Source organism: Rhodococcus sp. 4CII (assembly GCF_014256275.1).
Lineage (GTDB): Bacteria > Actinomycetota > Actinomycetes > Mycobacteriales > Mycobacteriaceae > Rhodococcus_F > Rhodococcus_F wratislaviensis_A.
This window is the reverse complement of sequence record NZ_JACCFE010000002.1, coordinates 7,747,473-7,768,807: the sequence shown is the minus strand read 5'-3', so window position 1 is coordinate 7,768,807 and position 21,335 is coordinate 7,747,473. Positions and strand designations below refer to the sequence as shown.

General features: G+C 63.5%; 21 protein-coding genes and 1 pseudogene. 12 read left to right on the top strand and 10 right to left on the bottom strand.

The window, feature by feature from the left end; all coding sequences use genetic code 11:
* Positions 1–615 precede the first annotated feature (615 nt).
* The 7 genes from H0B43_RS36380 to H0B43_RS36350 form a co-directional block, all read right to left on the bottom strand.
* Positions 616–1,452: an enoyl-CoA hydratase/isomerase family protein gene (locus H0B43_RS36380; RefSeq protein WP_185723586.1), complete on the bottom strand. Its 837-nt coding sequence runs from the start codon at positions 1,450–1,452 to the stop codon at positions 616–618.
* A gap of 33 nt (positions 1,453–1,485) precedes the next feature.
* Entirely contained in the window at positions 1,486–1,869 is a 384-nt protein-coding gene (locus tag H0B43_RS42110; protein WP_185723587.1) for a carboxymuconolactone decarboxylase family protein, read from the bottom strand.
* Between the two features lie 50 nt (positions 1,870–1,919).
* The gene (locus tag H0B43_RS36370) at positions 1,920–3,056 is read right to left on the bottom strand and encodes an acetate--CoA ligase family protein (protein WP_185723588.1); all 1,137 of its coding nucleotides are present in this window, start codon (positions 3,054–3,056) and stop codon (positions 1,920–1,922) included.
* Positions 3,053–3,979, bottom strand: a complete 927-nt coding sequence (locus tag H0B43_RS36365; protein WP_185723589.1) for a CoA-binding protein — start codon at positions 3,977–3,979, stop codon at positions 3,053–3,055. The genes H0B43_RS36370 and H0B43_RS36365 overlap by 4 nt, the downstream gene beginning before the upstream one ends.
* On the bottom strand, positions 3,979–5,820 hold the full coding sequence (locus H0B43_RS36360) for an NAD(P)/FAD-dependent oxidoreductase (RefSeq protein WP_185723590.1): 1,842 nt from the start codon (positions 5,818–5,820) through the stop codon (positions 3,979–3,981). The genes H0B43_RS36365 and H0B43_RS36360 overlap by 1 nt, the downstream gene beginning before the upstream one ends.
* A gap of 266 nt (positions 5,821–6,086) precedes the next feature.
* Complete coding sequence (locus H0B43_RS36355; RefSeq protein WP_185723591.1) at positions 6,087–7,466, bottom strand: MFS transporter; 1,380 nt, start codon at positions 7,464–7,466, stop codon at positions 6,087–6,089.
* Positions 7,467–7,669: 203 nt separating this feature from the next.
* Complete coding sequence (locus H0B43_RS36350) at positions 7,670–8,620, bottom strand: LysR family transcriptional regulator (RefSeq protein WP_185723592.1); 951 nt, start codon at positions 8,618–8,620, stop codon at positions 7,670–7,672.
* A gap of 390 nt (positions 8,621–9,010) precedes the next feature.
* On the opposite strand from H0B43_RS36350, the gene H0B43_RS41040 reads away from it, so the two are divergent.
* The 9 genes and pseudogenes from H0B43_RS41040 (at position 9,011) to H0B43_RS41025 (ending at position 17,842) form a co-directional block, all read left to right on the top strand.
* Complete coding sequence (locus H0B43_RS41040) at positions 9,011–9,250, top strand: hypothetical protein (RefSeq protein WP_213015021.1); 240 nt, start codon at positions 9,011–9,013, stop codon at positions 9,248–9,250.
* Positions 9,251–9,995: 745 nt separating this feature from the next.
* On the top strand, positions 9,996–11,114 hold the full coding sequence (locus tag H0B43_RS36345; protein ID WP_185729638.1) for an NDMA-dependent alcohol dehydrogenase: 1,119 nt from the start codon (positions 9,996–9,998) through the stop codon (positions 11,112–11,114).
* Between the two features lie 73 nt (positions 11,115–11,187).
* On the top strand, positions 11,188–12,624 hold the full coding sequence (locus tag H0B43_RS36340) for an aldehyde dehydrogenase family protein (protein ID WP_185723593.1): 1,437 nt from the start codon (positions 11,188–11,190) through the stop codon (positions 12,622–12,624).
* 290 nt (positions 12,625–12,914) lie between these two features.
* Entirely contained in the window at positions 12,915–13,832 is a 918-nt protein-coding gene (locus H0B43_RS36335) for an alpha/beta hydrolase (RefSeq protein WP_185729639.1), read from the top strand.
* A 56-nt stretch (positions 13,833–13,888) separates the two neighbouring features.
* Entirely contained in the window at positions 13,889–15,502 is a 1,614-nt protein-coding gene (locus tag H0B43_RS36330) for an NAD(P)/FAD-dependent oxidoreductase (protein WP_185723594.1), read from the top strand.
* A gap of 514 nt (positions 15,503–16,016) precedes the next feature.
* Positions 16,017–16,544 (top strand): winged helix-turn-helix domain-containing protein, encoded by a 528-nt coding sequence (locus H0B43_RS36325; RefSeq protein WP_185723595.1) that lies wholly within the window; start codon positions 16,017–16,019, stop codon positions 16,542–16,544.
* A gap of 133 nt (positions 16,545–16,677) precedes the next feature.
* Entirely contained in the window at positions 16,678–16,929 is a 252-nt protein-coding gene (locus H0B43_RS41035; RefSeq protein ID WP_213015022.1) for a hypothetical protein, read from the top strand.
* A 210-nt stretch (positions 16,930–17,139) separates the two neighbouring features.
* Positions 17,140–17,376, top strand: a pseudogene (locus tag H0B43_RS43345) (SDR family NAD(P)-dependent oxidoreductase); the annotation flags it as partial.
* A gap of 283 nt (positions 17,377–17,659) precedes the next feature.
* Positions 17,660–17,842, top strand: a complete 183-nt coding sequence (locus tag H0B43_RS41025) for a hypothetical protein (protein ID WP_213015024.1) — start codon at positions 17,660–17,662, stop codon at positions 17,840–17,842.
* Here the strand turns inward: H0B43_RS41025 and H0B43_RS41020 are convergent.
* Complete coding sequence (locus H0B43_RS41020) at positions 17,827–18,327, bottom strand: DDE-type integrase/transposase/recombinase (RefSeq protein WP_185723596.1); 501 nt, start codon at positions 18,325–18,327, stop codon at positions 17,827–17,829. The two genes, H0B43_RS41025 and H0B43_RS41020, sit on opposite strands and share 16 nt — an antisense overlap.
* A gap of 896 nt (positions 18,328–19,223) precedes the next feature.
* The gene (locus H0B43_RS36305; RefSeq protein ID WP_312033604.1) at positions 19,224–19,571 is read right to left on the bottom strand and encodes a hypothetical protein; all 348 of its coding nucleotides are present in this window, start codon (positions 19,569–19,571) and stop codon (positions 19,224–19,226) included.
* Between the two features lie 109 nt (positions 19,572–19,680).
* Between H0B43_RS36305 and H0B43_RS42105 the strand changes: the two genes are divergently transcribed.
* The 3 genes from H0B43_RS42105 to H0B43_RS42095 all read left to right on the top strand — a co-directional run bounded on the left by H0B43_RS42105 (position 19,681) and on the right by H0B43_RS42095 (position 20,557).
* Positions 19,681–20,049 (top strand): helix-turn-helix domain-containing protein, encoded by a 369-nt coding sequence (locus tag H0B43_RS42105; protein ID WP_252189887.1) that lies wholly within the window; start codon positions 19,681–19,683, stop codon positions 20,047–20,049.
* Entirely contained in the window at positions 20,031–20,234 is a 204-nt protein-coding gene (locus tag H0B43_RS42100; RefSeq protein ID WP_252189616.1) for a hypothetical protein, read from the top strand. Before H0B43_RS42105 ends, H0B43_RS42100 begins: the two co-directional genes overlap by 19 nt.
* A 164-nt stretch (positions 20,235–20,398) precedes the next feature.
* Positions 20,399–20,557, top strand: a complete 159-nt coding sequence (locus H0B43_RS42095; RefSeq protein WP_252189617.1) for a hypothetical protein — start codon at positions 20,399–20,401, stop codon at positions 20,555–20,557.
* A 124-nt stretch (positions 20,558–20,681) separates the two neighbouring features.
* Here the strand turns inward: H0B43_RS42095 and H0B43_RS42975 are convergent, their stop codons facing one another.
* Positions 20,682–21,221 (bottom strand): group II intron maturase-specific domain-containing protein, encoded by a 540-nt coding sequence (locus tag H0B43_RS42975; RefSeq protein WP_213015025.1) that lies wholly within the window; start codon positions 21,219–21,221, stop codon positions 20,682–20,684.
* Positions 21,222–21,335 lie beyond the last annotated feature (114 nt).

The window sequence follows — 21,335 nt, the reverse complement described above, 5'->3', positions numbered from 1 at the left end:
GATCATGAACGGCTGCTCGGGGGAATAACCAGGACCTCCTCGACGACGACGTCGTCGACTCCGAGCAGTCCGATGAAGTGGTCACATCGCTGCCTCCGTGCAACCTCCCCGGCGGGCACCGCAGGCCACGTAACCGCAAAGGGCGTCGCCGGCGACGACCAGGGCGCCCCGGCGACCACCCACTCGGCCGTGCCACTCGATGGCCATCCCACGGTAGTCGTCCCATCCGAGGTGACGAAGCAGATGTATCGGCCGTCGTCGAGCAGTAATGGGTTCGCGATGTGCGGGAAGATTGTGTGACGGCCAGGCTGAACCGGGGAAACGGCAGTGCCGATATCGAGAGGGCAGGGCGAAATTGCTCGCTCACCAGTCCGGATCTCGCGGACTGCGGAGGTGACGGCATCGGGCGACAAAAGTGGTCCCGAGATCGTCGTCGGCGCCGCCCCTCCCGCCGAACGACTGCCGTTGTCGATCGTCTCGAGCTCGCTGTGTTGCGGTCAGCCGGACATGGTGTGTCGGTTCCTCTCTGGCCATTCAGCAGCGCAGCGCTGCCACGACCCAGTTACCGCCCGCGGGCAACCCGCACCCGGGAAGAAGGGAACAGGCTCCGCGTCGTCACTCGAACGGCACGTCCAGACCGACGAATCGTTCCTTCCGCCACTGGATCGCGGCGGTGACACCCTGCTCGTGTCGGATGTTGGATTCGACTTCGTCACCTGCGACGAGATGGGCGAGGATATCCGCCTCCTTGCCGTAGAACCAAGCCTCGCGCAAACCGGCGAGATCGTAGGCGTGCCTGGTCGCGATTTTGCCGAGCTTCAGCGACTCCATCGGCATCCGCGATATGATCGTACCCAGCCGCTCTGCCTCGTTGAGCAGGTTCTCCTGTGAGACGATACGGTTGATCATTCGCAGCCGGAGCGCTTCGGCGGCGTGGACTGTCCCGCCTGTCAGGTAGATCTCGTGGGCGGCCTTCCAGCCGGCCGTATACACCAGCATCTGCGACATGAATACGCCGGTTGCGCGCAGCACGCTGTAGTCGAAAACTGCATCCGGCGTGGCCAGCGTGATGTCGCACAGCAGGGCGAGCTCGGCACCACCGGCCGCTGCTGTGCCGTGTACCGCCGCGATCAGCGGCTTGGGGTAGTCCTTGAGCGGCCAATACCAGTGATCGAAGATGAAGTCCAGGTAGGCGCGCGACTGGTCCTCACTCCAGGGCCGGGGTCCGCTGCCGAGTTCCTTGTGCGCCAATAGATCGTGTCCGGAGCAGAAGTGTGGGCCTGCGCCGCTGATCACGACCGCGTGGACATCGGCGTCGTACTTGGTCTCCTCCAGGAAGTGCCGCATCTCGCGCATCATCTGCGCGGAAATCGCGTTTCGTTTTTCGGGGCGATTCATGGTCACCCAGGCGATTCCTTCACGGACCTCGACGGCCAGTGCTGTGTACTCCATGTGTTGTTGCCTTTCGTCGCGCGTTCAATTGCGCTATTCGGATTCGCCTTGGATTTTCAGTGCATGTTGGAACAGTTCGTCCCCGATCCGGCCGTAGGTGACCATGCCGTTGCACAGCAGGATCATCACCATGGCTTCGCGGATCTGTTGGAGCGTTACGCCCGCACGCAGCGCGGCCTCGATGTGGTTCTTGCCGCCGCTGGGGTTCTCCCGCCAGATGTCGATGATGACGAAGATCAGTTCTTTCATGGCGAGGCTGAGGCCGTCGGGATTGTCCTGCAGCACATCGTCGCGTGCCTGCGTGTAGTGCTGGAAGTAGCTTGGGCTGAGCTGCTTCACGGAGTCGATGATCGGCGGTACCTTGCCCAGAAATGTGTTCCAGTGCTTATCCAGCTGCTTTTCTGTTACGGCGTCCACGTCAGTCCTTCCAGATGAAATAATTGATGTTGCTGCTCACCGCGTCCTACTCATCCGATCAGGACATCCACGGCACAGGCCCGAGCGCCGTCGATCATGAGAGGGTTCACCTCGATCTCGGTGATCCCCGGCTCGGCGTCGTATGCAGCGACCAGTGCGTCGACGGCCGACAGCAGCGCGCGGAGGTTCAACGGCGGCAGGTTGCGGTATCCGGTGAAAAGTGGATACCGCCGCAATGTGCGGACCGCTGCCTCGATCTCCCCCGGCGCGCACGGAAGGGGGAGGAAAACCATGTCCTTGTCCAGCTCCGCCGTGACCCCACCCGACCCGATCGTCAGCACCGGCCCGAACTCCGGATCGGTGACGATACCGATGAGGAACTCCTCGCCCACGTTCTGTTGCTGGACGAGTACGTACCCGGTACCGCCCCGGATGTGCTCGGAAAACCTTGTGTCGAGGGTGGCGTAAGCGGCCTGCAGTTCGACGGCGTTGCGGATTCCGACGATCACGCCGCCGAGCTGGGTACGGTGCGCAACCGCGTCGGACTCAATTTTCGCGACGACCGGGTATCCGATCCGGTCACCGATCGCGACTGCCGCCTCCGCCGAGTGCGCAGCGGCCTGTTGTGGGAGGACCATGCCGTGCAGAGCGAGCAAATCGAACGCATCTTCAGGGAGCTTCTGCTCCGGCTGGCGTGCTGCGATCGGCTTGCCGGTGCTCAGCGTCGACGACGCACGCCGTGCGGCGAGGGCTGCCAGTGCAGCGACGGCTCGTGGTGGCTGCGCGATGACTGCCGCGCCCGCCCGGCGAAGGCGGGTCTCGAGCTCGTCGGGCAGACGGATTTCCGACGCCATGTAGGCGATGACGACGGTGACGCCCTGCGCGGTCCACGTCGGTAGCACACGCAGAATCTCTTCGCCGATGTCCGGGAAATCGTTGGCCAGTGGGGTCAGTATCAGCAGCAACACGTCTGGCCGTGCCGCCGATTCAACGACCGACGTCAGGTAGGCCAACTTGGTCGTGTCGGGCTGCTGGGCGATGGGTCCGATATCGACAGGATTGCCCGAGAGCTCCGGAAGCCCCGACAATTTCACGGTGACCGGCACGAGTTCCAGGGATGTGCCGGCCGCCATGTCGGCGACCAGTGCACCCATCCCGCCGCTGGCGGTCATGACCACAGTTCTCATCGTCCGTCCCTCCCGGCGACGGCGGCAAGTTCGGCGAGCCGAACCTCCGCGATGTCAACAAGCTCGTCGAGCGATGCTGCTGGTAGCAAACCAAATTCATTCGCCACCGCCTCCCACATCTGGCCGTCGCCGGCGATCTTCCCCGTGTGGGAACGGGAGGCTGCTGCCCCGGCAGCCGATCGTCCAGACTTCGTGACGATCACGGTTTTGTCGAGTTCACGTGCACGGCGCCCGACTTCGCGTGCGGTCTCGGGGTTCTTGAAGGCCTCGACGTAGCCGAGTAGCACCCGGGTCTCTGATTGCTCGAGCACAGCGAGTGCGAGTTCGCCCCACTCCAGGTCGAGTTCGTTACCTGAGGTGACCGCGTAGCCGATGCCGAGCCCGCGGCACGCGCAGGTCTGCAGCACGACGTTGGTCAGGGCCCCGCTCTGCGCCACCACCGCCAACGGCCCCGGCGACAGCGGCATCTGTCCGATCACCGTCGAAAAGGTCAGCGGAACATTGTCGATATTGTTCAGCGCACCGATGCAGTTCGGCCCCAGCAGTCGTAGCCCCGACCCCGTGCAGATCCTGCGGACCTCGTCGTCGAGCACCGAATTGCCAGCCTCTCCGAACCCGCTCGCGACGCTGATCGCAAACGGCACCCCGGCCTTGGCGCACTCCAATAAAGTGGCCGGCACCAGGGCCGCATTGACAAGGATTAGCGCCACGTCCGGCACGAACGGAATGTCGGTGATCGTCGGGTAAGTCGGCACTCCCATCGTCTCGGTCCTGCGTGGGTTGACCGCCGCGAGCCGACCCGTGAACCCGGCGTCGAGCAGATATCGGAGGGGCCGCGACGCATAGCTTGCGGGATCGGAGGAAGCACCTACGACGGCGACCGCGGACGGCCGCAGCAATGCGGTAAGTGGATCGGCAGCCATCAACGTTCCGCCCTCCGGGGCTCGAGTGACAGACCCGCGAACCTGCCCTCGGCCCGCCAGTTCTCCAACATGTCGTAGAACTCGAGCGCCGATCCGCCGAAGTTCGCGTCGGTCTCCGGCAGGTCCTCCGGTCGACCCTCGTTGTTGAAGAAGCCCGGAATACATGCCTGTAGGAGCTCGAGGCGTTGCCGGGAGTACGGGTCGTTACGTGCCGAGCGCGTCTTTATCGTCTGCACCCAGCCTGCCTCCGCGTCGGACTCGACGTCGAATACCTCTACTTCGTTGTCGATGCAGTGCGCAATGACAAAGGCGACATGCCGGGCGAATTCGCCCAGTGCGGTGGGGAAGTTGATCGTCAACGGGGCGAACTGGGAATTGACCCCGGGACTGAACGCCAGGTTCGGGAAACCACTGGTCATCATGCCGTGCAGCGACGACATGCCGTCCGCCCACTTCACGGTCAAACTGACCCCATCTCGGCCGACGACGTCGAATCCAGCACGGCGAGTGCGGGCCGAGTTGATATCGAAGCCGGTGGCGAAGATCAGGCAGTCAAGCGGGTATTCGGCGCCATTGACGACAAGTCCGTCCGGCGTGATTCGCTCGATTTCAGCGCCTTTCGTATCCACCAGCGAGACGTTCGGGCGTTCAAACGTCTGGAGGTACTCGTCATGAAAGCCGGGCCGCTTGCAAAAGTAGTAGTAATAGCCCTTCAGGCTTTCGGCCGTGGCCGGATCACTCACGATCGAGTCGATCCGGGCGCGAACTTCCTCGCCCAGTTCCAGGTCCGCGACCTCGGTGCGCGCCGCCCGCTCCGCGGGAGAAAGGCCGACAAAGTCCGGATTGCACATCAGCTTTTTGAAGGCGTACGTCCAACCGTCGTCGACGAGATCTTCCAGCCCTGCAACACCCGAGATGAGCGCGGTGAAGTTGTGGATACGACGCTGCTGCCAGCCGGGTTCCAACGACGCCACCCACGACGGGTCCGTTGGCCGGTTGTTGCGAGGGGCCACGGTGGACGGTGTCCGCTGGAACACGTACACCTGCTTCGCCGACCGACCGAGATGAGGCACGATCTGCACCGCAGTAGCGCCTGTGCCGATGATTCCGACCGACTTGTCCGCCAACCCGCTCAAGTCACCCTCGGCGCTACCCTTCGTGTACTCGTAGTCCCACCGGCTACTGTGAAAGGCATGGCCACGAAAGGTCTCGATCCCAGGGATCGCCGGCGGCCGCGGCTTGTCCATCGGACCGTTCGCCATCAGCACGAATCGCGCGCGCATCGCGTCACCACGATCGGTGTGTACCGTCCAGCGTCGCCTCCTTTCATCCCACTCCAACCCCGTCACCTGTGTCTGGAAGCACGTGTCGCGGTATAGGTCGAAGTGGCGTGCGGCCTTCCGGCAGTAGTCCAGAATTTCCGGTTGACGGGTGTACTTTTCGGTCGGGATGTAGCCCGTTTCCTCCAGTAGCGGCAGGTAAATGTATGACTCGACATCGCACTGGGCGCCGGGATAGCGGTTCCAGTACCAGACACCGCCGAAGTCGCCAGCCTTGTCGAGAACTCGGATCGACTGCACGCCGCGCATACGGAGGTGCGCGCCGCTCAGGATTCCGGAAAGCCCACCGCCGATCACGAGCACGTCCACCTCGTCGGTCAGCGGTTCACGGTGGATCGGAGGCATGTGTGGATCAGCCTCGCTGAGGCCGACATCGGCCAACGTTGCCGTACTTTTGCGTGCCTTCGCCCGCCGTTTCGTCATGCGGACGTCGCGCTCGTGACGGTAGCGGGCCCGAAGTTCGTCCAATTCTGCTTCGGATATGCTGAAAGGGGTTGACATTCTCTTTTACCTTTGGTTTCGAAATCAGTGATGAGCCAGGGCCGTCGCGACGCCAGTGGCAAAGTTGTGCGATCTCCGTCGATCGACGGGGCCTGACACCAGGATGTTTCGCTCTTTCTGAGTCCCTGTTCTGGCGATGTGTCGAGCAGCTGCTCGATAGGGGCCAGGAAACATCCCTCCGAGACCCGAGACGTCGACCGCGTTCCTTCCAGCTAGGGTGAACAGCCACAAGGCGGTGGCCGCGTGGATCGCATCGGATATCGCGATCATGACTGGAGTTGCCGATCGACCGAGGGTGGCTCAATACTCTGCCCTGTGATACGCATGTTCCTGCGACGCACGGCGAGTAAGACGATGCCGACAGCAGCGAGGATTGTCGGAATGATCGTCAGGCTGAAGATCGTGGTGGAGGCCAAACCGGCGGCGATGAGGAACCCGCCAACGAGCGGGCCGATGATCGATCCGACTCGGCCGACGCCGTAGGCCCAGCCGAGGCCGGTGGAACGGGCAACCGTCGGGTAGACGTCGGCGCCGACCGCGCTGATCCCGGTCTGTCCACCGGATATGCCGAAGCCGACAACGAACAGCGCAATCAGCATGAGGGCGGTGTTGCCGATCGCCGTCGCGGTGGCGGCGATGGACACCGCAGCGATGAGGTAGCTGGCGGCAAGGATGCCGGTGGCAGATCGTCGGTAGTCCGCAATCAGACCTATAGTAACGCCACCCACAACCCCACCAAAGTTGTACAGCGATGTCGCCACTAGGGCAAGGGACGCGCTGAGGCCGGCCGCGGTGAAGAGCGACGGCATCCAGTTCAGCAGGAAGTATGCGACGAACAGGTTCATGCCGAAGACAATCCAGAGCAGAATCGTCACCACCGACCGATGTTCGGTGAACAACGTCCGCACCGGGGAGCGACGAATAGCCTTTTCCGGCAGGACGAACGCGCTCTTCGTCGCGTCTGCCTGAACCGCCGGGGCAAGCCTCCCGAGAATCTTGGCTGCTCGCTCATTCTGTCCGGTCACCGCGAGGAAGCGGATCGACTCCGGAAGCGCTCGCCAGGCAATTAACAAGATGATCAAGGTCAGGACTCCACCGGCGGCAAATACAGTGCGCCAACCGTAATGGGGTATCAGGTAGGCCGCCAGAAAGCCGCCCACCATGCCACCGAGGGACATCGACGACACCACAACGGTGACGACGGTGGAGCGACGACGAGCTGGGGCGTACTCGGACGCCAGTGCGATCAGGTTCGGTGTGAGTCCGCCGAGGCCGATGCCACACACAAAGCGGAGCGCTAGGAGGGTCTCGACATTGGGGGCGATGGTCTGAAGTAAGGTGAAGACCGCGACCCCCACAGTACACAGCAGAATGACCTTGCGACGCCCGATCCGATCGGCGATCGGACCGAAAGCCATTCCTCCCAACATCATGCCGACGAGTCCCGCGGAGAAAACCAGGCCGAACGCCGAGACCGGGAGCCCCCAATCCTTGGCGATGGCCGGTGCGGCGAAGCCGATCGACTGAACGTCGAAGCCGTCCAGGATTGCGATCGCGATGCAGATTGCGAGCGTACGTTTCTGCAAGCGAGAGAACGGTGCACCATCGACTACGGCCTCGACGTCGACGCGTAGGGGAGGTTTCATGAAATCCTCTTTCTCATAAGCGTTTTGGATCCGGGCTGACGACCATCCCGTTCCGCGGATGGGCGGCGATCCGGGCAGGTCCGGACCGGGAGAAGGTGCCGTCGTTGTGACATGCGTTCGCCGCACGGCACCCCGAGCCCACCCTTCCGACAGGAGAGATCATTGATCAGATTGATCCTCAGAACGGGGCGAGCGCTGTGTATCTAGAGCACCTCGGAGAACTTCTCCTCGAGGCTCTGCGGACAGATCAGCGCACGGATGTGGCTATCAAACCCGGGCGCAGCCATGCCCTCGCGGAGATGGTCGATCAACGCACCGATGTGCAGCGGCGGCCAGCCCTCGTAGTCGTGAACGAGCCAGGTGCCCATCTCGGTTATCCAGTACTTCTGCAGGACCGGTATCAGGCGACCGGCCTCGATGTGCGGGCGGATGTAGTGCTCGGTGAAATACACGATTCCGAGGTCATTCAATGCCGCGTGCAGCAGGCCGGGTATGTGGCCGTGCACTCGAGAGCGACCCGAGACGAGAATCGGCCGCTCCTCGTCGCCGTCCCGGATCATCCAGAACGGTGCGTCGGCCATCACGCAGTCGTGCTGTTTGAGGTCCTCGGGCGTACGCGGGGTGCCGTGCCGGGCGAGGTAATTGGGTGTGGCTGCCATGCAGAAGGATCGGGTGTGCAGCAATTCCGAGTGCAGCGACTTCTCCGGACCCCCTCCGCTGAGCAACGCGAGGTCGACACCTTGCGATCGAATGTCAATGTCGCGCACGAAAACTGACAGATCGACGCTGACCTCTGGATGCTGCGCTAGGTACTGCGGAATGAGGTACGCCGCGACATCCGACGCGAAGCCCTTTATGGCCGCAACCTTGATGTGTCCTTGCGGGACTGCTTTTTCTCCCTGACCCGCAGCATGCGCCAGCTGAAGACTCGCGACGGCCTGCCGGCATCCATTGAGATATTCCTCTCCCGCCCTCGTCAGCCCGACGCTACGCGTGGTGCGATTGAGCAGCTTGAAACCGAGCCTCTGCTCGAGCTGAGCGATCCGCCGGCTCACGATCGCGACCGAGACTTCGAGATGTCGGGCAGCTCGGGTAAAGCTCCCCTGGTCGACAACAGCGAGGAATTCTTCGATGCCGTCCCAACGAGTGACCACCGCGACTCCTCCATGGTCTCGATCGCGCTGCAAGCCTGGGCCGCGCGAGCATCTGTTGACGCCTTCAAGGGTCATCAACTTTGAAGTATGTTGCCTATCACACTAGTCGACTATCTCCTCCACGGCAATAGTCGCGCCAATGACCCGCAACTTATGCAAAAATGCGTGGACAGCCCCTCCTTGCGACTCCGGTTGCACCCCGCCCGATCACCTGCTCGGCCTTGAGGTTGGCAGCGTGATCCACACAGTCCTAGCCGGTCAGCAGGGTCCGTCCCGAACATCGACGGACACCGCCGGACCGTTTGAAGGCTTCCAGTTCGAGCAGCTACTTCACCTGCAGCATTGGCCGGGCAGACGGGCCGCCGTTCCGCGGGACCCGGGTTTACTGGCGTGCCCAGCTTCTCGCGCCGCGAGCGCGCTCGGGCGCCTCATGAGATTCCTCGGATCGTTTATGACTCGTGGGGGGTCAGAGGGTTCGTCGTCGACGGCACCCAGTTGGCCGAGCAAATGGTCACCACCGTGCGCACTGGGGAGAGCGCTCATTTGCCGGACGATGATCGGCAACGGATGGGCATTCTGATCAAGACCAGCGCCGATACCGGCCCGAGAGCCGGCGATGAGGATCGATGAACACCGCCGGAGGGTCCCGGCACCCAAGGGCAGCGGTGCTGATTCCACATCCACACCAATCCTTATGCTGCGCTACCGAAGTACGCGTATGCGAACGGATGGCGCCGTGGCTTGGAACGGAGTTGCCACCGCAAGGGCAGCGTTTACGTTCGGTCAACTCGATAAGCGCAAGCGCAAGCGCCGCAGGGCCGTCGAGCGTTCGTCGTCGCGGTCGGGGATCGAGCAGTGGCGCGGCAGCGGCGCCGGTACTACTAGCTCGCCTCGACCTACTGGACCGGAGCGATATTCTCCGAGGCAGGCTGCCCAGACACTCCACCATGGAGTGCTTTCGTCCCCATCAGACGAGAACCGACCTGTCGATCACATCGGCGACCACAGTTGCCGACGGCCAATTGAGCAATATATGTATTCGCAATCGACCCCGAGGAGTTACGTCACATCCAGCCGGCTTTCGAGCCGGAAGGGCCGGATTGTTGCGCAATGCGTCCGCGGAGGGCAGGGCTATTGTGCGCTAGTTCACAATGCTCTACAGTCGACCTCACCGCAGACCCGCGTGAATTACTGGAAGTTTCGACTTTCCCATTCGCGTCGCAATGCGCCACGGTGCCAAGGCATGCGGTCGTTCGCATGTTCACCCTCCATGCTGTCGCGCCCAATCCTCCCCCGCGGACCGATCGGCTCCCCGACTGACAGGTCCGAGCCCGGTGAGCGCGCTACCTGCCAGAACTTCGAAGGAAGAGAACCTATGAGAACGCGAGCCGCCATCCTCACCACGGCGCCCGGTAAGTACGAAACCACAGAGGTAGACCTCGATGCGCCCCGTCAGAACGAGATCACGGTCGAACTGGTCGCGTCTGGTCTGTGCCACTCCGACGACCACTACTCGACCGGCGACATCCTCGCAGGCAACTACCCGCTGTGCGGCGGGCACGAGGGTTCAGGCGTCGTGGTCGACGTCGGCCCGCATACCCCGGGTTGGCAAGTCGGTGATCATGTCGTGTTTTCCTTCGTTCCCTCCTGCGGCAAGTGCCGTTGGTGCGCCGAGGGCAAGCAGAATCTCTGCGATATCGCCGCCAACATGTTGATCGGGGCGCGATTCGACGATCCGACGAGCTTCCGTATGGCTCTTAACGGCGCACCGGTCGGACAGGTCTGTGGTGTCGGAAGTTTCAGCCAGTACACCACTGTCAGCGTCGATTCGGCGGTCAAGGTGGACAAGGAGATTCCGCTCGCCATGTTGTCGCTCGTGGGGTGTGGTGTGGCCACAGGCTGGGGATCCTCGGTCCACGCCGCCGGAGCCCGCCCTAACCACACAGTCGTCGTGATGGGAATCGGAGGCATCGGCGCCAGTGCACTGCAGGGCGCGGCGCATGTGGGAGCCCGCGACATCATCGCCGTGGACCCGGTCGCGTTCAAGCGCACAGCTGCGCTGGAGCTGGGGGCCACTCACGCGGTCGAGACGATCGAGGAAGCGACAGATTTGGCGAGGTCCATGACCAACGGCCAGGGCGCCGACTCGGTCGTGGTATCGGTCGGCGTCACCACCGGCGAGCACGTCGGCCAGGCGATGAACGCGATCCGCAAGGCGGGCACAGTCGTCGTCACCGGCGCCGGCCCGGTGAAGGTCTCCGACGTCCCCATCAACCTGATCGACCTCACGATGTCCCAAAAACGCATCGTCGGAGCGCTCTTCGGGATGTCGAGTCCTCGCGAAGCAATTCCCAGGCTGGCAAGTCTTTACAAGGCGGGCCGCCTCAAGCTCGACGAGATGGTTACCAAGGAGTACACGCTCGACGAGGTCGCTCAAGGCTATGAGGACATGCACGCCGGAACGATCATCCGCGGGATGGTGTCGTTCCGTTGATCGGAAAGCTCGGCAGCGACTCCTCTGGGACGTCTGGAGACCGTTGCCCACCCATCATCACTCAGGAGGAAGCATGACCACATCCGTTACCGACGTCGCGGAGGTCTTCGTCGGCGGACATTGGCGGCCGACGACCGGCGAAGGCTTCGATATCATCTCCCCGGCCAACGAGGAAGTAGTTGCCCGTGCGGTGCTCCCGACCCAGGCCGACGCCGACACCGCATTGACTTTGGCCCGTGAGGCGTTCGACGACGGACGCTGGTCGCGGCTCAGCATCGACGAGCGTGCCGACAAGGTGGCGGCGTTTTGCGCAGCGTTCGAGAGGCGTAGGAGCGATTTCGACAGCGCATGGGTCATCGAGTCTGGCCCGACACTCGAGCACGCTGACCTGCTCAGCGGTGCGGTTGTCGCCATGTGGCAGGACCAGGTCGCGCACGCTCGCGCAATACCGTTACAGGAGCGCCGGGCACTGCCGGACGGCGAGGTCCTGATCCGCCGCGAGCCGGCTGGGGTGGCGGTGGTCGTCACCACCTGGAACGGCCCCGCCCTCTATTTTGCGATGAAGGTGGTTCCTGCCCTGCTGGCAGGCTGCACCGTTGTGGTCAAGTCGGCGGTGCAGTCACAGCTCACCAGTCGGATCCTCGCGGAGTGCGCGGACGAGGCTGGGTTCCCGGAGGGAGTGCTCAGTGTCCTGGCGGCACCGACTCCGATCAGCGAGTACCTCGTTGCTGATCCACGGGTAGATCATGTGAGTCTGACCGGCTCAATTCCGGCTGGTCGAAGCGTGATGGCGGCGTGTGCATCCAACTTGACCGACCTGACCCTGGAGTTGGGCGGCAAGTCTCCGGCGATCCTGATCGGCGACGTCCCGTTGGAACGCGTTCTGCCCTCGCTGATTCCGGGTTTCATCGCCTACCAGGGCCAGATCTGCGCTGCCCTCACCCGTGTTCTGGTGCCCGAGCACCGTCGGGACGAAATCGTCGATGCGCTGGTCGAGCAGCTTGCGGGCCTGCAGATCGGCGACCCCACCGAAGCCGGCACCGTGATCGGCCCACTGGCATCGGCCCACCAGTTCGAACGCGTTCGCGGCTACATCCAAAAGGGGATAGATGAGGGAGCAACGTTGGTCCTCGGTGGGCTGGAGCGTCCGCGATCACCCGGTTTCTACCTGGCGCCCACGGTCTTCGCCGACGTGACACCGGAGATGACGATTGCTCGGGAGGAGATCTTCGGTCCCGTGCTCAGCGTCATGACCTACCGAGACCTCGATGACGCGCTTGCTATCGCGAACGGCACCGAGTACGGGTTGGCCGGATCGGTCTACGCGGACGATGACGAGACGGCACTCGCGGTGGCAAGCAGGCTCGAGTCCGGCGCCGTCGCTGTCAACACAGCACGTCCGTCGTTGTTCGCCCCCTTCGGCGGCCGTCGAAACTCCGGCTTCGGCCGCGAGAACGGGCCCGAAGGAATCGCGGAGTTCCTCCGTATCAAGTCCGTCATGTTGAGCTGAGCACAGCGCTTCTGCAGCCAAGTTCGGACGCACCGACGGGCGCTGCCGGGTAACTCCCCGGGCACGGGAATTAATTCGAACAGCTATCGAAGAATCTCGTCGCGGCTTGCGCCTCCGCGAACAAGATCAGCACGATTGCGGTCGACCCGCTGATGGTCGACAACCTCAGGCGTATTCGGTCGCCGGGTCGATCGCCGAATGAGTTCCGTGCAGCCGTTTTGCGTGATGCACTAGAACAGCTGCAAGTCAACATTTCGCCGCAGATCATCGACAAGCGCGAAGGAGTGCAGATGGCACTGGATGAGGCAACAACGCAGTTTCTCGCCACGATGGCTGAATCAGGCACCAAGCCAATAGAAGATATGACCCCGCAGGAGGCCCGCGCGCTCGGGAAGGTGTTACGGGACATGTACGGCCCCGGCCCTGCCGTCGCCAGTAGCACCGACTATCAAGTTGCCACCCCGGACGGGGGGAATATCGGCGTTCGCGTTCTCGCAGTCGAGGCTCCCCGCGGCGCCATCGTCTACTACCACGGCGGGGGGTGGGTGATGGGGACTCTCGATGAGTTCGACACCCTCTGCCGTCATCTGGCGACCCGGACCGGTTGCACGGTCGCAATGGTCGACTACCGACTCGCGCCCGAGTACCGCTACCCCACCGCCGCGGAGGACGCCTGGACTGCGTTGCGCTGGGTCGCCGATCAGCGGCTCGGCGAGGGGCCGCTGATCGTGGCCGGAGACTCGGCGGGCGGCAACCTTGCGGCGGTCACCGCGCAACGCGCGAAAATCGAAGGAGGGCCCCAGATTGCGATGCAGGTTCTCGTGTACCCAGTTACGGATTGCGATCTGGACAATTCGTCCTACGCCGACCCCGCGAATCAACTGATGGTGAGTCGCGCCTCGATGATCTGGTTTTGGGCGCACTACGCGGATCCGAACGACCGCACCAACCCCGATGCCTCGCCGATACGTGCCGCGGATCTGTCCGGTTTGCCTCCCGCTGTCGTCGTCACCGCCGAGCACGACCCGCTATTGGACGAGGGAGAGGCCTACGCGCAGAAACTCCGCGCCGCAGGTGTAACAGTCGAGTCGCGCCGGTTCAGGGGTCAGATGCACGGTTTCTTCACCATGGTCAACGTCCTTCCCGGCCATCAGGACGGTCTCGACTATGTGGTCGAAAACATTGAGCGTGTCATTGCCGGCGGTTAGGCCCGGCTTGTCCGCTTCCTCGATATGTAAGAACACTGCAGGAGAGAGCAACACGAATGAGCACACATCAGTCGGTCGACGCAGTCGTTGTCGGAGCCGGATTCGCGGGGCTCTACCAAATTTACCGGTTCCGTGAATGTGGACTTTCGGTCAGGGGATTCGAAGCCGCCTCAGGGGTTGGGGGAACATGGTGGTGGAACCGCTATCCCGGTGCACGGTGCGATGTCGAAAGCATGGACTATTCCTACGGGTTCTCGGCCGACCTCGATCAAGACTGGACCTGGTCTGAGAAGTACGCGACCCAGCCGGAGATTCTCCGCTACCTTGAACACGTCGCCGAGCGGCTCGACCTCGAACGGCACATCACGTTCGGCACCAGGGTCGAGAGCGCCATCTACGATTCCGATCGCTGCCGCTGGACGATCAGCGCGAGCAACGGTGAGACGGTCGAGGCGCGCTGGGTAGTGATGGCGACCGGGTGCCTGTCGGTCTCCAAGGCACCGGAAATCCCCGGTGCCGATCGCTTCACCGGGCCGATCTACCACACCGGGGACTGGCCTCACGAAGGGATGGACTTCGCCGGGAAACGGATCGCGGTGATCGGTACGGGCTCCTCGGGTATCCAGTCGATCCCGATCCTCGCCGAGCAGGCAGCCCACACAACTGTGTTCCAGCGGACTCCCACCTTCAGCATGCCTGCCGGCAACCGACCGCTCACGGACGTCGAGATCAACGCGCGCAAGGCTGAGTACCCCGACTACCGGCGCCGGCAGAAGGAATCGTCCTTCGGCGTCCCGGTCGCGCCCCCCACGCAGTCCGCGCTCGAAGTTTGCGAGGCCGATCGATTGTCCACGTACCAGGCTGCTTGGGACAGCGGCCGTCTCACGGGGCTGCTCGGTGCCTACACGGATCTCTTGGTGGACAAGGCGGCTAACGACACGGCAGCTGAGTTCGTCCGCTCGAAGATCCGAGACATCGTCGACGAACCGGAGGTCGCTGCGCTGCTGTCCTCACACAACTACCCGTTCGGCAGCAAACGACCGTGCCTGGACTCGGGCTACTACCAGACCTTCAACAAGGACAACGTCGACATAATCGACCTGCGAAGTACACCGCTGATCGAGATAACAGAGACGGGCATCCGCACCTCGCGCCAGGAGTACGCGTTCGATGCGATCGTCTTCGCCACAGGGTTCGATGCAATGACGGGCGCGTTGGCCAGAATCAATATTCGCGGTGAGGGCGGGATGTCGCTGGCCGACAAATGGTCCGAAGGTCCACGATCCTACCTCGGCCTGGCCGTCGCCGGGTTCCCCAATCTGTTTACAGTGACGGGCCCGTCAAGCCCATCGGTGCTGTCGAACATGGTCGTATCCATCGAGCAACACGTCGACTGGATAACCGAGTGCGTACAATGGATCCGCGAAAAGGGCGCCGACGCCATCGACGCAACCGAATCCGCCGAGTCCGACTGGATCCAACACGTCGAGATGGTTGGTAACTCAACCCTTTACCCGGTTGCCGACTCTTGGTATGTCGGAGCCAACGTCCCCGGGAAGCCCCGCATATTGATGGCCTACGTCGGCGGAGTTGGGGAATACCGGAAGATTTGCGACGACGTTGCCCGCCGGGATTACACAGGATTCACAACGAAAGCCGCCCGGGTGTAAACGTCTCCCCAGCGGTGTTTTGCGAGCCGCGCTGCCCTGAATCCTCCGGGGACTCCCCACCGACGCTTCGACTGTGCGTCGATCCAATCGTGGTGGCGCGGCGATCGCCGGCCGCGTCACCGCCCACGCTGCCCGGTCCCTGATCTCGGGAAGCCATCTCGAGATCAGCTCGCGCCAGAGTGCCTCGTCGAGCTTCCTGCCCGCGTTGGCGCCAACCCCGCCGGCAACGCGGGTGCGTCGCACCCCGAAGCTGCGCGAATGCACGCACAAGAAACTGCGGAAATGTATCTGATTAGGAATCCCTACTGACACGGAGTTTGGTCACCAGACGCACCACCGACATGGATCTGGAAGCCGACACGGAAACGCGGAACTGTTCTCGTCGACCATGTCAGTTACACAACGTCGTGACCAAGATTCTCACAAAGCCCTGTTGCCAGCAACCTAAAGACGTTTCGGGCAATAGGGTCTGTTGTTGCACGGGATTCACAATGCGCTGCTGGATCATTGATGAATGGCAGGTAAGGAATCCGGTTCGGGCGAGGGCTCGGAGGCCCGGAAAGTCAAGCGGCGCGGCGGTCGTCGGGATCTCGAGGCGTTGCGTGACCGGCGGACGCGGGCGGCGGAGATGTTCGCTGCGGGACGGCGGCAGGTCGATGTCGCGGCCGAGTTGGAGGTGTCCCCGCAGACTGCGTCACGCTGGTATCGACAGTGGACCGAAGGGGGCAACGAGGCGTTGGAAGGTGCCGGTCGCGCTGAACTCCGACCCCGCTTCGATGACGGCCAGATCGAGGTGATCCGAGAGGAGCTGCTCAAAGGACCCCAAGCGAATGGCTTCACGACCGGGGTGTGGACCCTGGGTCGGGTTGCGATCGTGATCGAGCGGCTCACCGGCGTGACCTACGGACCCACTCAGACGTGGACGATCCTGCGGACCCGACTGGGCTGGAGTCGGCAGCGGCCCGCACGGCGGGCGGTCGAACGCGACGAGGACGCTATCGTCGCTTGGCGCGAGAACGAGTGGCCGCGGATAAAAAAATAGCGCGGCGCCGAGGTGCGTGGATCTGCTTCCAGGACGAAAGTGGTGTGTCGCTGCTCCCGGTGGTCCGCACAACCTGGGCGCCAAAGGCGTGACACCCGTTCTACATCACCGATTCTCTCGGAAGCGAATGTCCATGGCCGGAGTCCTGGCCTATCGGCCCGACCGCAGCGAAAGCGCGTTCGTGTTCTCCATGACTGGCTCGTACAACACCGACAAGCTGATTGTCACCGGATCCGGAGGCCGACTCGGCCGGGCGTATGTCCACGGGCTCGCCCCGGCCGGTGCTGCGGTCGTCGTCAACGACCTCGATGGGGACGTCGCCAAGGACACCGTCGAGAGCATTGTGTCGAGGGGCGGGCGCGCCGTCGCCGAGGTTGCCCGGTAGGCACATCCGATGTGGCGGACGCGTTGGCTCAGCGGGCAGTATCCGAATTCGAGCGACTCGACGTCGTGGTCACCAACGCCGGGGCGATCCGAGACAAGACGCTGCGCAACACCACTGACGAGGGTTTCGAACTTGTCGTGGGTAGCCACCTTCGCGGCACGTTTACTGTGGGCGGGCTGCCGTTGATCAGTTCCGGCAGCAGGGCGAGGGTGGGCGAGGTTGATCCTCGTCGGTTCGTCTGCCGGCCAGCGGGCCAGCTTCGGCCAAACCGCGTACTCGGCGTCCAAGGGGGCCATCGTGGCGATGATGCGTACTTCGGCTGCCGAATGCAGGAAGCTCGACGTGACCGTCAACGCGATCATTCCCACCGCCATGGTCGACCATCCCGGGTCCGCAACGATACGTCACAGAAAACCCGATTCCGAAGAATGCCCCGTGTTGGACTAAAGGCACAGTGAAGATCTATAGTGTACCTGTGAACGATACAATGTAGGCATCTCGATGTGATCGATGGTCGATCTCACGAATCGCTCCGTGTGTCGGCGCCGCCATCCCACTATTCCCACCGCCCTGACTCGCATGGTCGCCACCATCCCCGGTCTCGGCGAACTCGTAGAGAAGGCAGTAGCGGGCGAGTCGATTCCGAAGAATGCACGCCGTGTTGGACTCGGCACACCGGACGATGTCTCCCCGCTAGTGGTGTACCTGGCGTCGAAGGCATCAGTTGCATGTGACCGGGCAGGCCATCGCGGTCGGTGGTGATCGGATCGCCCGGTGGCGGGCGATCTCCACGACACCGCCTCCGGTGCGGGCGACGATCACCAATTCATCGCCGATGACCCGGCACCACACCTTCGCCCCTTGGTGCCCGTCCGGCGTCGAGTACCGCACGTTGCCTCAGATGATGGTCTGATCGAAGCCGACGAGACGCTCGCCGCCGAGGGCAAGCAGATGCGGATCATCCGGCAACACGTGCAGGTGGCCGAGTTCGGTGGCCAACCGTGTGGCCGGGGCCGCTCCGACCGCGCGGTGCGGGCGGGCGTTGACCTTCTCGCACCACCGATCGCACGCGTCGGCGAGCTCGGCGAAACTCGGGTAGTCGCCCAGCAGGTTCGCATCGGTCGGCACCAGATCGGCCTTCGCGATCTTGACCGTGTGCTCGGCGCCGCCCTTCGATTCCGGGTCGAACGGATCACACGTGTGCACGACGCAGCCGTAATGCCTTCCTAGGGAGACGATGTCGGGGTGGCGAACGGGAACTCCGGCGATCCGGTCCATCGTGACGGTTCGGGGATTGTCGGTCAGCAGATACGTCGGTGCCCCACCGATCCGGCGCAGCATGGTGTCCAGGCAGGCGATCAACGTCGGGAGCTGCTGGTCCCACGCCGGCACCACCACCTTCGAACCTCGACCACGACAACCATGCGCAGAACAGTTGAGTCCGCCGGCCACCGACCCGTCGGGCCCTCACCCCAATCGAACTGCAACCACATTCCCGGCTCCGGATCCAGGGCCGATACTTTCGGCGGTGCCCGGCCCGGTAGGTCGCCTTGAGCTCGGCGACCGCGCGACGGGTGGTGCGGTCGGTGCGGTCGGTGCCGTCGAAGCCCATCGCGGTGAGCCGTTCGTGCACCACATCCGCCCTGATCCGGCCCTGTGAGGCATCCACCAGCTCCTCGACCTTCCCGAGGAACGGGTCGATCGACCGCGCACGACGCGCGCGGCCGGCCGGGTCACGGCCGGCGTCGCGGAGCTCGACATACCGGGCCACCGTCTTCTCGTCACACCCGACCAGCTGCGCCGCCGAATGCGCACACCGGGTCAGGTCATAGGCTTCCAAGATTTCCATCACTTCCCTGGCACACTTGGTCATGGGGTTCCTTCGGTCGGTTGGTTTGCGCGGCAAACCAGGCCAACTCGGACGAAGGAACCCCGCCCGGTATTTACGCCAGCGTGTCAATCAGCGCGTCGTGACCACCGACCCGGAATCCTCGTGTCCACCGATCCCGAGAAACCGTGTCCGCCCAATTCTGACCTGTCCGTCGGCAATCCAGAACCGCGGCGCACAGGTGAGAGCCGCCTCTCCGGCCGAGGCGGAGACCACCGAGATATGTATCGCCATCGAAGGGCTCTGTGGTGCAGAGGCTACCGAGAACATCACCAACGCCGAGATTGCAGAAATCGCTGCTCCGCGCGGAGCTGATCACCGCGGCCGAAACCACAGATGCCTTCGCATGCCCGCGGCTGGACCACATGCTGCACAATCTGATTCGTGTTCTTAGTGGTCTGATCCGTTAATTCGTCGGGGGTTGTTGGAAGCCTGTGGGGTCGGCGAGGTAGAGCCCGCATGCGGTGTCGAGAGCATCTTCCGGTGTGCCGGCGAAGTCGCCGTTGGGCAGGATCGAATCCTGGTATTTGCCGCTGAGGGCGAGGTGGATCGCGAATCCCCACGAGCGGGCCGATCCGCCGTAACGCAGCCGCATCAACGGGATGATGGTCCCGTCGGGGAGGGTGGCGTCGACGTAGGCGAACGAGCCACGGAACCGGGCGTCGACGTCTCGCAGCTGCGGCCAGCGGGCGCGGGCGTGATCGAACAAGCGAAGACGCAGGGAGTTCTTCGTCGATTCCGGTGGTGTGGGCACGGGTTTCATCGTGCCCGACGACACCCGTGTCGGTCATCTGGCACGCGGACCTCGCGCGTGAGTGTGGAGGCATGTGTGACGACTGTGAACTAGTGGTGCCGTCGTGGTGATGGTCAGCCCGTACCGGATCGTGTTGGACGAGCGGGAACGCAGCGAGCTCGAGCGGCGGGTGCGGGCCGGCAACACCCCGCAGAAGGCGGCGCTGCGGGCGTTGATCGTGTTGATGGCTTCCGACGGCGCGTCTAACGCGGCTATCGCCGACGAGCTCGGCATCTGCGTCGATGCCGCCCGCAAGTGGCGCGCTCGGTTCTGCGCCAAGGGCATCAAGGGATTGGTGGATGCCTCCCGGTCGGGGCGTCCGCCGGTATCACGCCCACCGAGGTCGCGCAGGTCAAGGCGTGGGCGTGTCAGCTTCCCGCCGAGTACGAGCTGCCTCTGTCTCGGTGGAGCGCCCCGGAGTTGGCTCGGCAGTTGGTGATCGACGGCATCAGCGCGTCGGTTACGACGGTCCGCCGCTGGCTCGCGCAGGACGCCCTCAAGCCCTGGCAGTACCAGTCGTGGATCTTTGTCCGGGACCCGCAGTTCGAAGCGAAGGCCGCCGTCGTCCTCGATCTCTACGCCCGAAGGTTCGATGGAGTCGCGTGGAGGCGGATGAGTACGTGATCTCTGCGGATGAGAAACCGTCCATCCAGGCCCGCCGGCGCTGCCATCGAACGCAGCCGGCGGGCGCAGGACGGCCGATGCGCGTCAATCACGATTACCGCCGCGGTGGGGCCCCTCGCGTATCTGGCGGCCTACGATGTGCATCAAGCGAAGGTGTTCGGCCGATGCGAGCAGACCTCGATGCCGTCGAGCAACGTCTGCTCGCCTTCGAGGACCGCTACGACGCCACCGCTTCGCCGTTCAGGTGGCGTTACACCGCCACCGACCTACACCGACACCTCGAACGACTCGACCACCACGACCGAATCCTACAAGCGGCATGACCCCCGACGAACTAACGGATCCGACCACTTAGAGCGCCGGGTGGCCCCGGGGAATCTCGCCCCGGGGCTCCCACAGAACGGAGCGTGACAGTCTCCCGTCACTCCGCTCTTCTCATCCAGTCCGTCAGAACTCGGTCATCCACTTCCAGTGGGCGAACAGGCCCGGCTGGCGTTGCAGCAGGCCCTTCCACCATCGCTGGGCTTTCTTGAACGATCTGAGCCGTTTGAATCTCCGTCGCGCCCATCGCACCAGATAGGTGTTGATGCGTCGCAGGATGGCGTGGATCTCGGTCCGGTAGAACCGGCCGTAGTAGTTCATCCAGCCGCGAACGACCGGGTTGATCCACCGCGCCAACTCTTCCAAGTCGGTCGTGGTGCGTAGATGCAGCCGCCAGGACCTAACCACCGCGCCCATATTCTTGCGGGCATCGATGCTGGCCGCGGGCAGGAACGCCGAGAACATGCTCGCCTGGTCCCGCGTCGGGGCCTTCCTGGCTCGGAACGTGTACCCGAGGAACGTGAACGAGGTGTTCTCATAATCGAGGCGCCTCTTACGGTCCTTGCAGTACACTATCTTCGTTTTGGTCGGATGCAGTTGCAGCCCGACCTGCTCCATCCGCGTTTCCAACGCGGCCAGCACTTTTCGCGCCTGCCGCTCGGTCACGCAATGCACCACCCCGTCATTAGCTTATGCCGACCACCGGATTATGCCGACCGTGGCGTGACGGTGCTGGTCAGCGGGGCTGAGTCGGCGGTGTGGTCGGCATAATCCGGTGGT

What these genes read in the sequence shown, in the direction of transcription:
- H0B43_RS36325 (WP_185723595.1), top strand. Translation starts at nt 16,017, where the DNA reads ATGGCAGGTAAGGAATCCGGTTCGGGCGAGGGCTCGGAGGCCCGGAAA.
- H0B43_RS36380 (WP_185723586.1), bottom strand. Translation starts at nt 1,452, where the DNA reads ATGGAGTACACAGCACTGGCCGTCGAGGTCCGTGAAGGAATCGCCTGG.
- H0B43_RS36335 (WP_185729639.1), top strand. Translation starts at nt 12,915, where the DNA reads ATGGCACTGGATGAGGCAACAACGCAGTTTCTCGCCACGATGGCTGAA.
- H0B43_RS36330 (WP_185723594.1), top strand. Translation starts at nt 13,889, where the DNA reads ATGAGCACACATCAGTCGGTCGACGCAGTCGTTGTCGGAGCCGGATTC.
- H0B43_RS36345 (WP_185729638.1), top strand. Translation starts at nt 9,996, where the DNA reads ATGAGAACGCGAGCCGCCATCCTCACCACGGCGCCCGGTAAGTACGAA.
- H0B43_RS42095 (WP_252189617.1), top strand. Translation starts at nt 20,399, where the DNA reads ATGCGAGCAGACCTCGATGCCGTCGAGCAACGTCTGCTCGCCTTCGAG.
- H0B43_RS42105 (WP_252189887.1), top strand. Translation starts at nt 19,681, where the DNA reads ATGGTCAGCCCGTACCGGATCGTGTTGGACGAGCGGGAACGCAGCGAG.
- H0B43_RS41035 (WP_213015022.1), top strand. Translation starts at nt 16,678, where the DNA reads ATGGCCGGAGTCCTGGCCTATCGGCCCGACCGCAGCGAAAGCGCGTTC.
- H0B43_RS36340 (WP_185723593.1), top strand. Translation starts at nt 11,188, where the DNA reads ATGACCACATCCGTTACCGACGTCGCGGAGGTCTTCGTCGGCGGACAT.
- H0B43_RS36360 (WP_185723590.1), bottom strand. Translation starts at nt 5,820, where the DNA reads ATGTCAACCCCTTTCAGCATATCCGAAGCAGAATTGGACGAACTTCGG.
- H0B43_RS36355 (WP_185723591.1), bottom strand. Translation starts at nt 7,466, where the DNA reads ATGAAACCTCCCCTACGCGTCGACGTCGAGGCCGTAGTCGATGGTGCA.
- H0B43_RS36365 (WP_185723589.1), bottom strand. Translation starts at nt 3,979, where the DNA reads ATGGCTGCCGATCCACTTACCGCATTGCTGCGGCCGTCCGCGGTCGCC.
- H0B43_RS36370 (WP_185723588.1), bottom strand. Translation starts at nt 3,056, where the DNA reads ATGAGAACTGTGGTCATGACCGCCAGCGGCGGGATGGGTGCACTGGTC.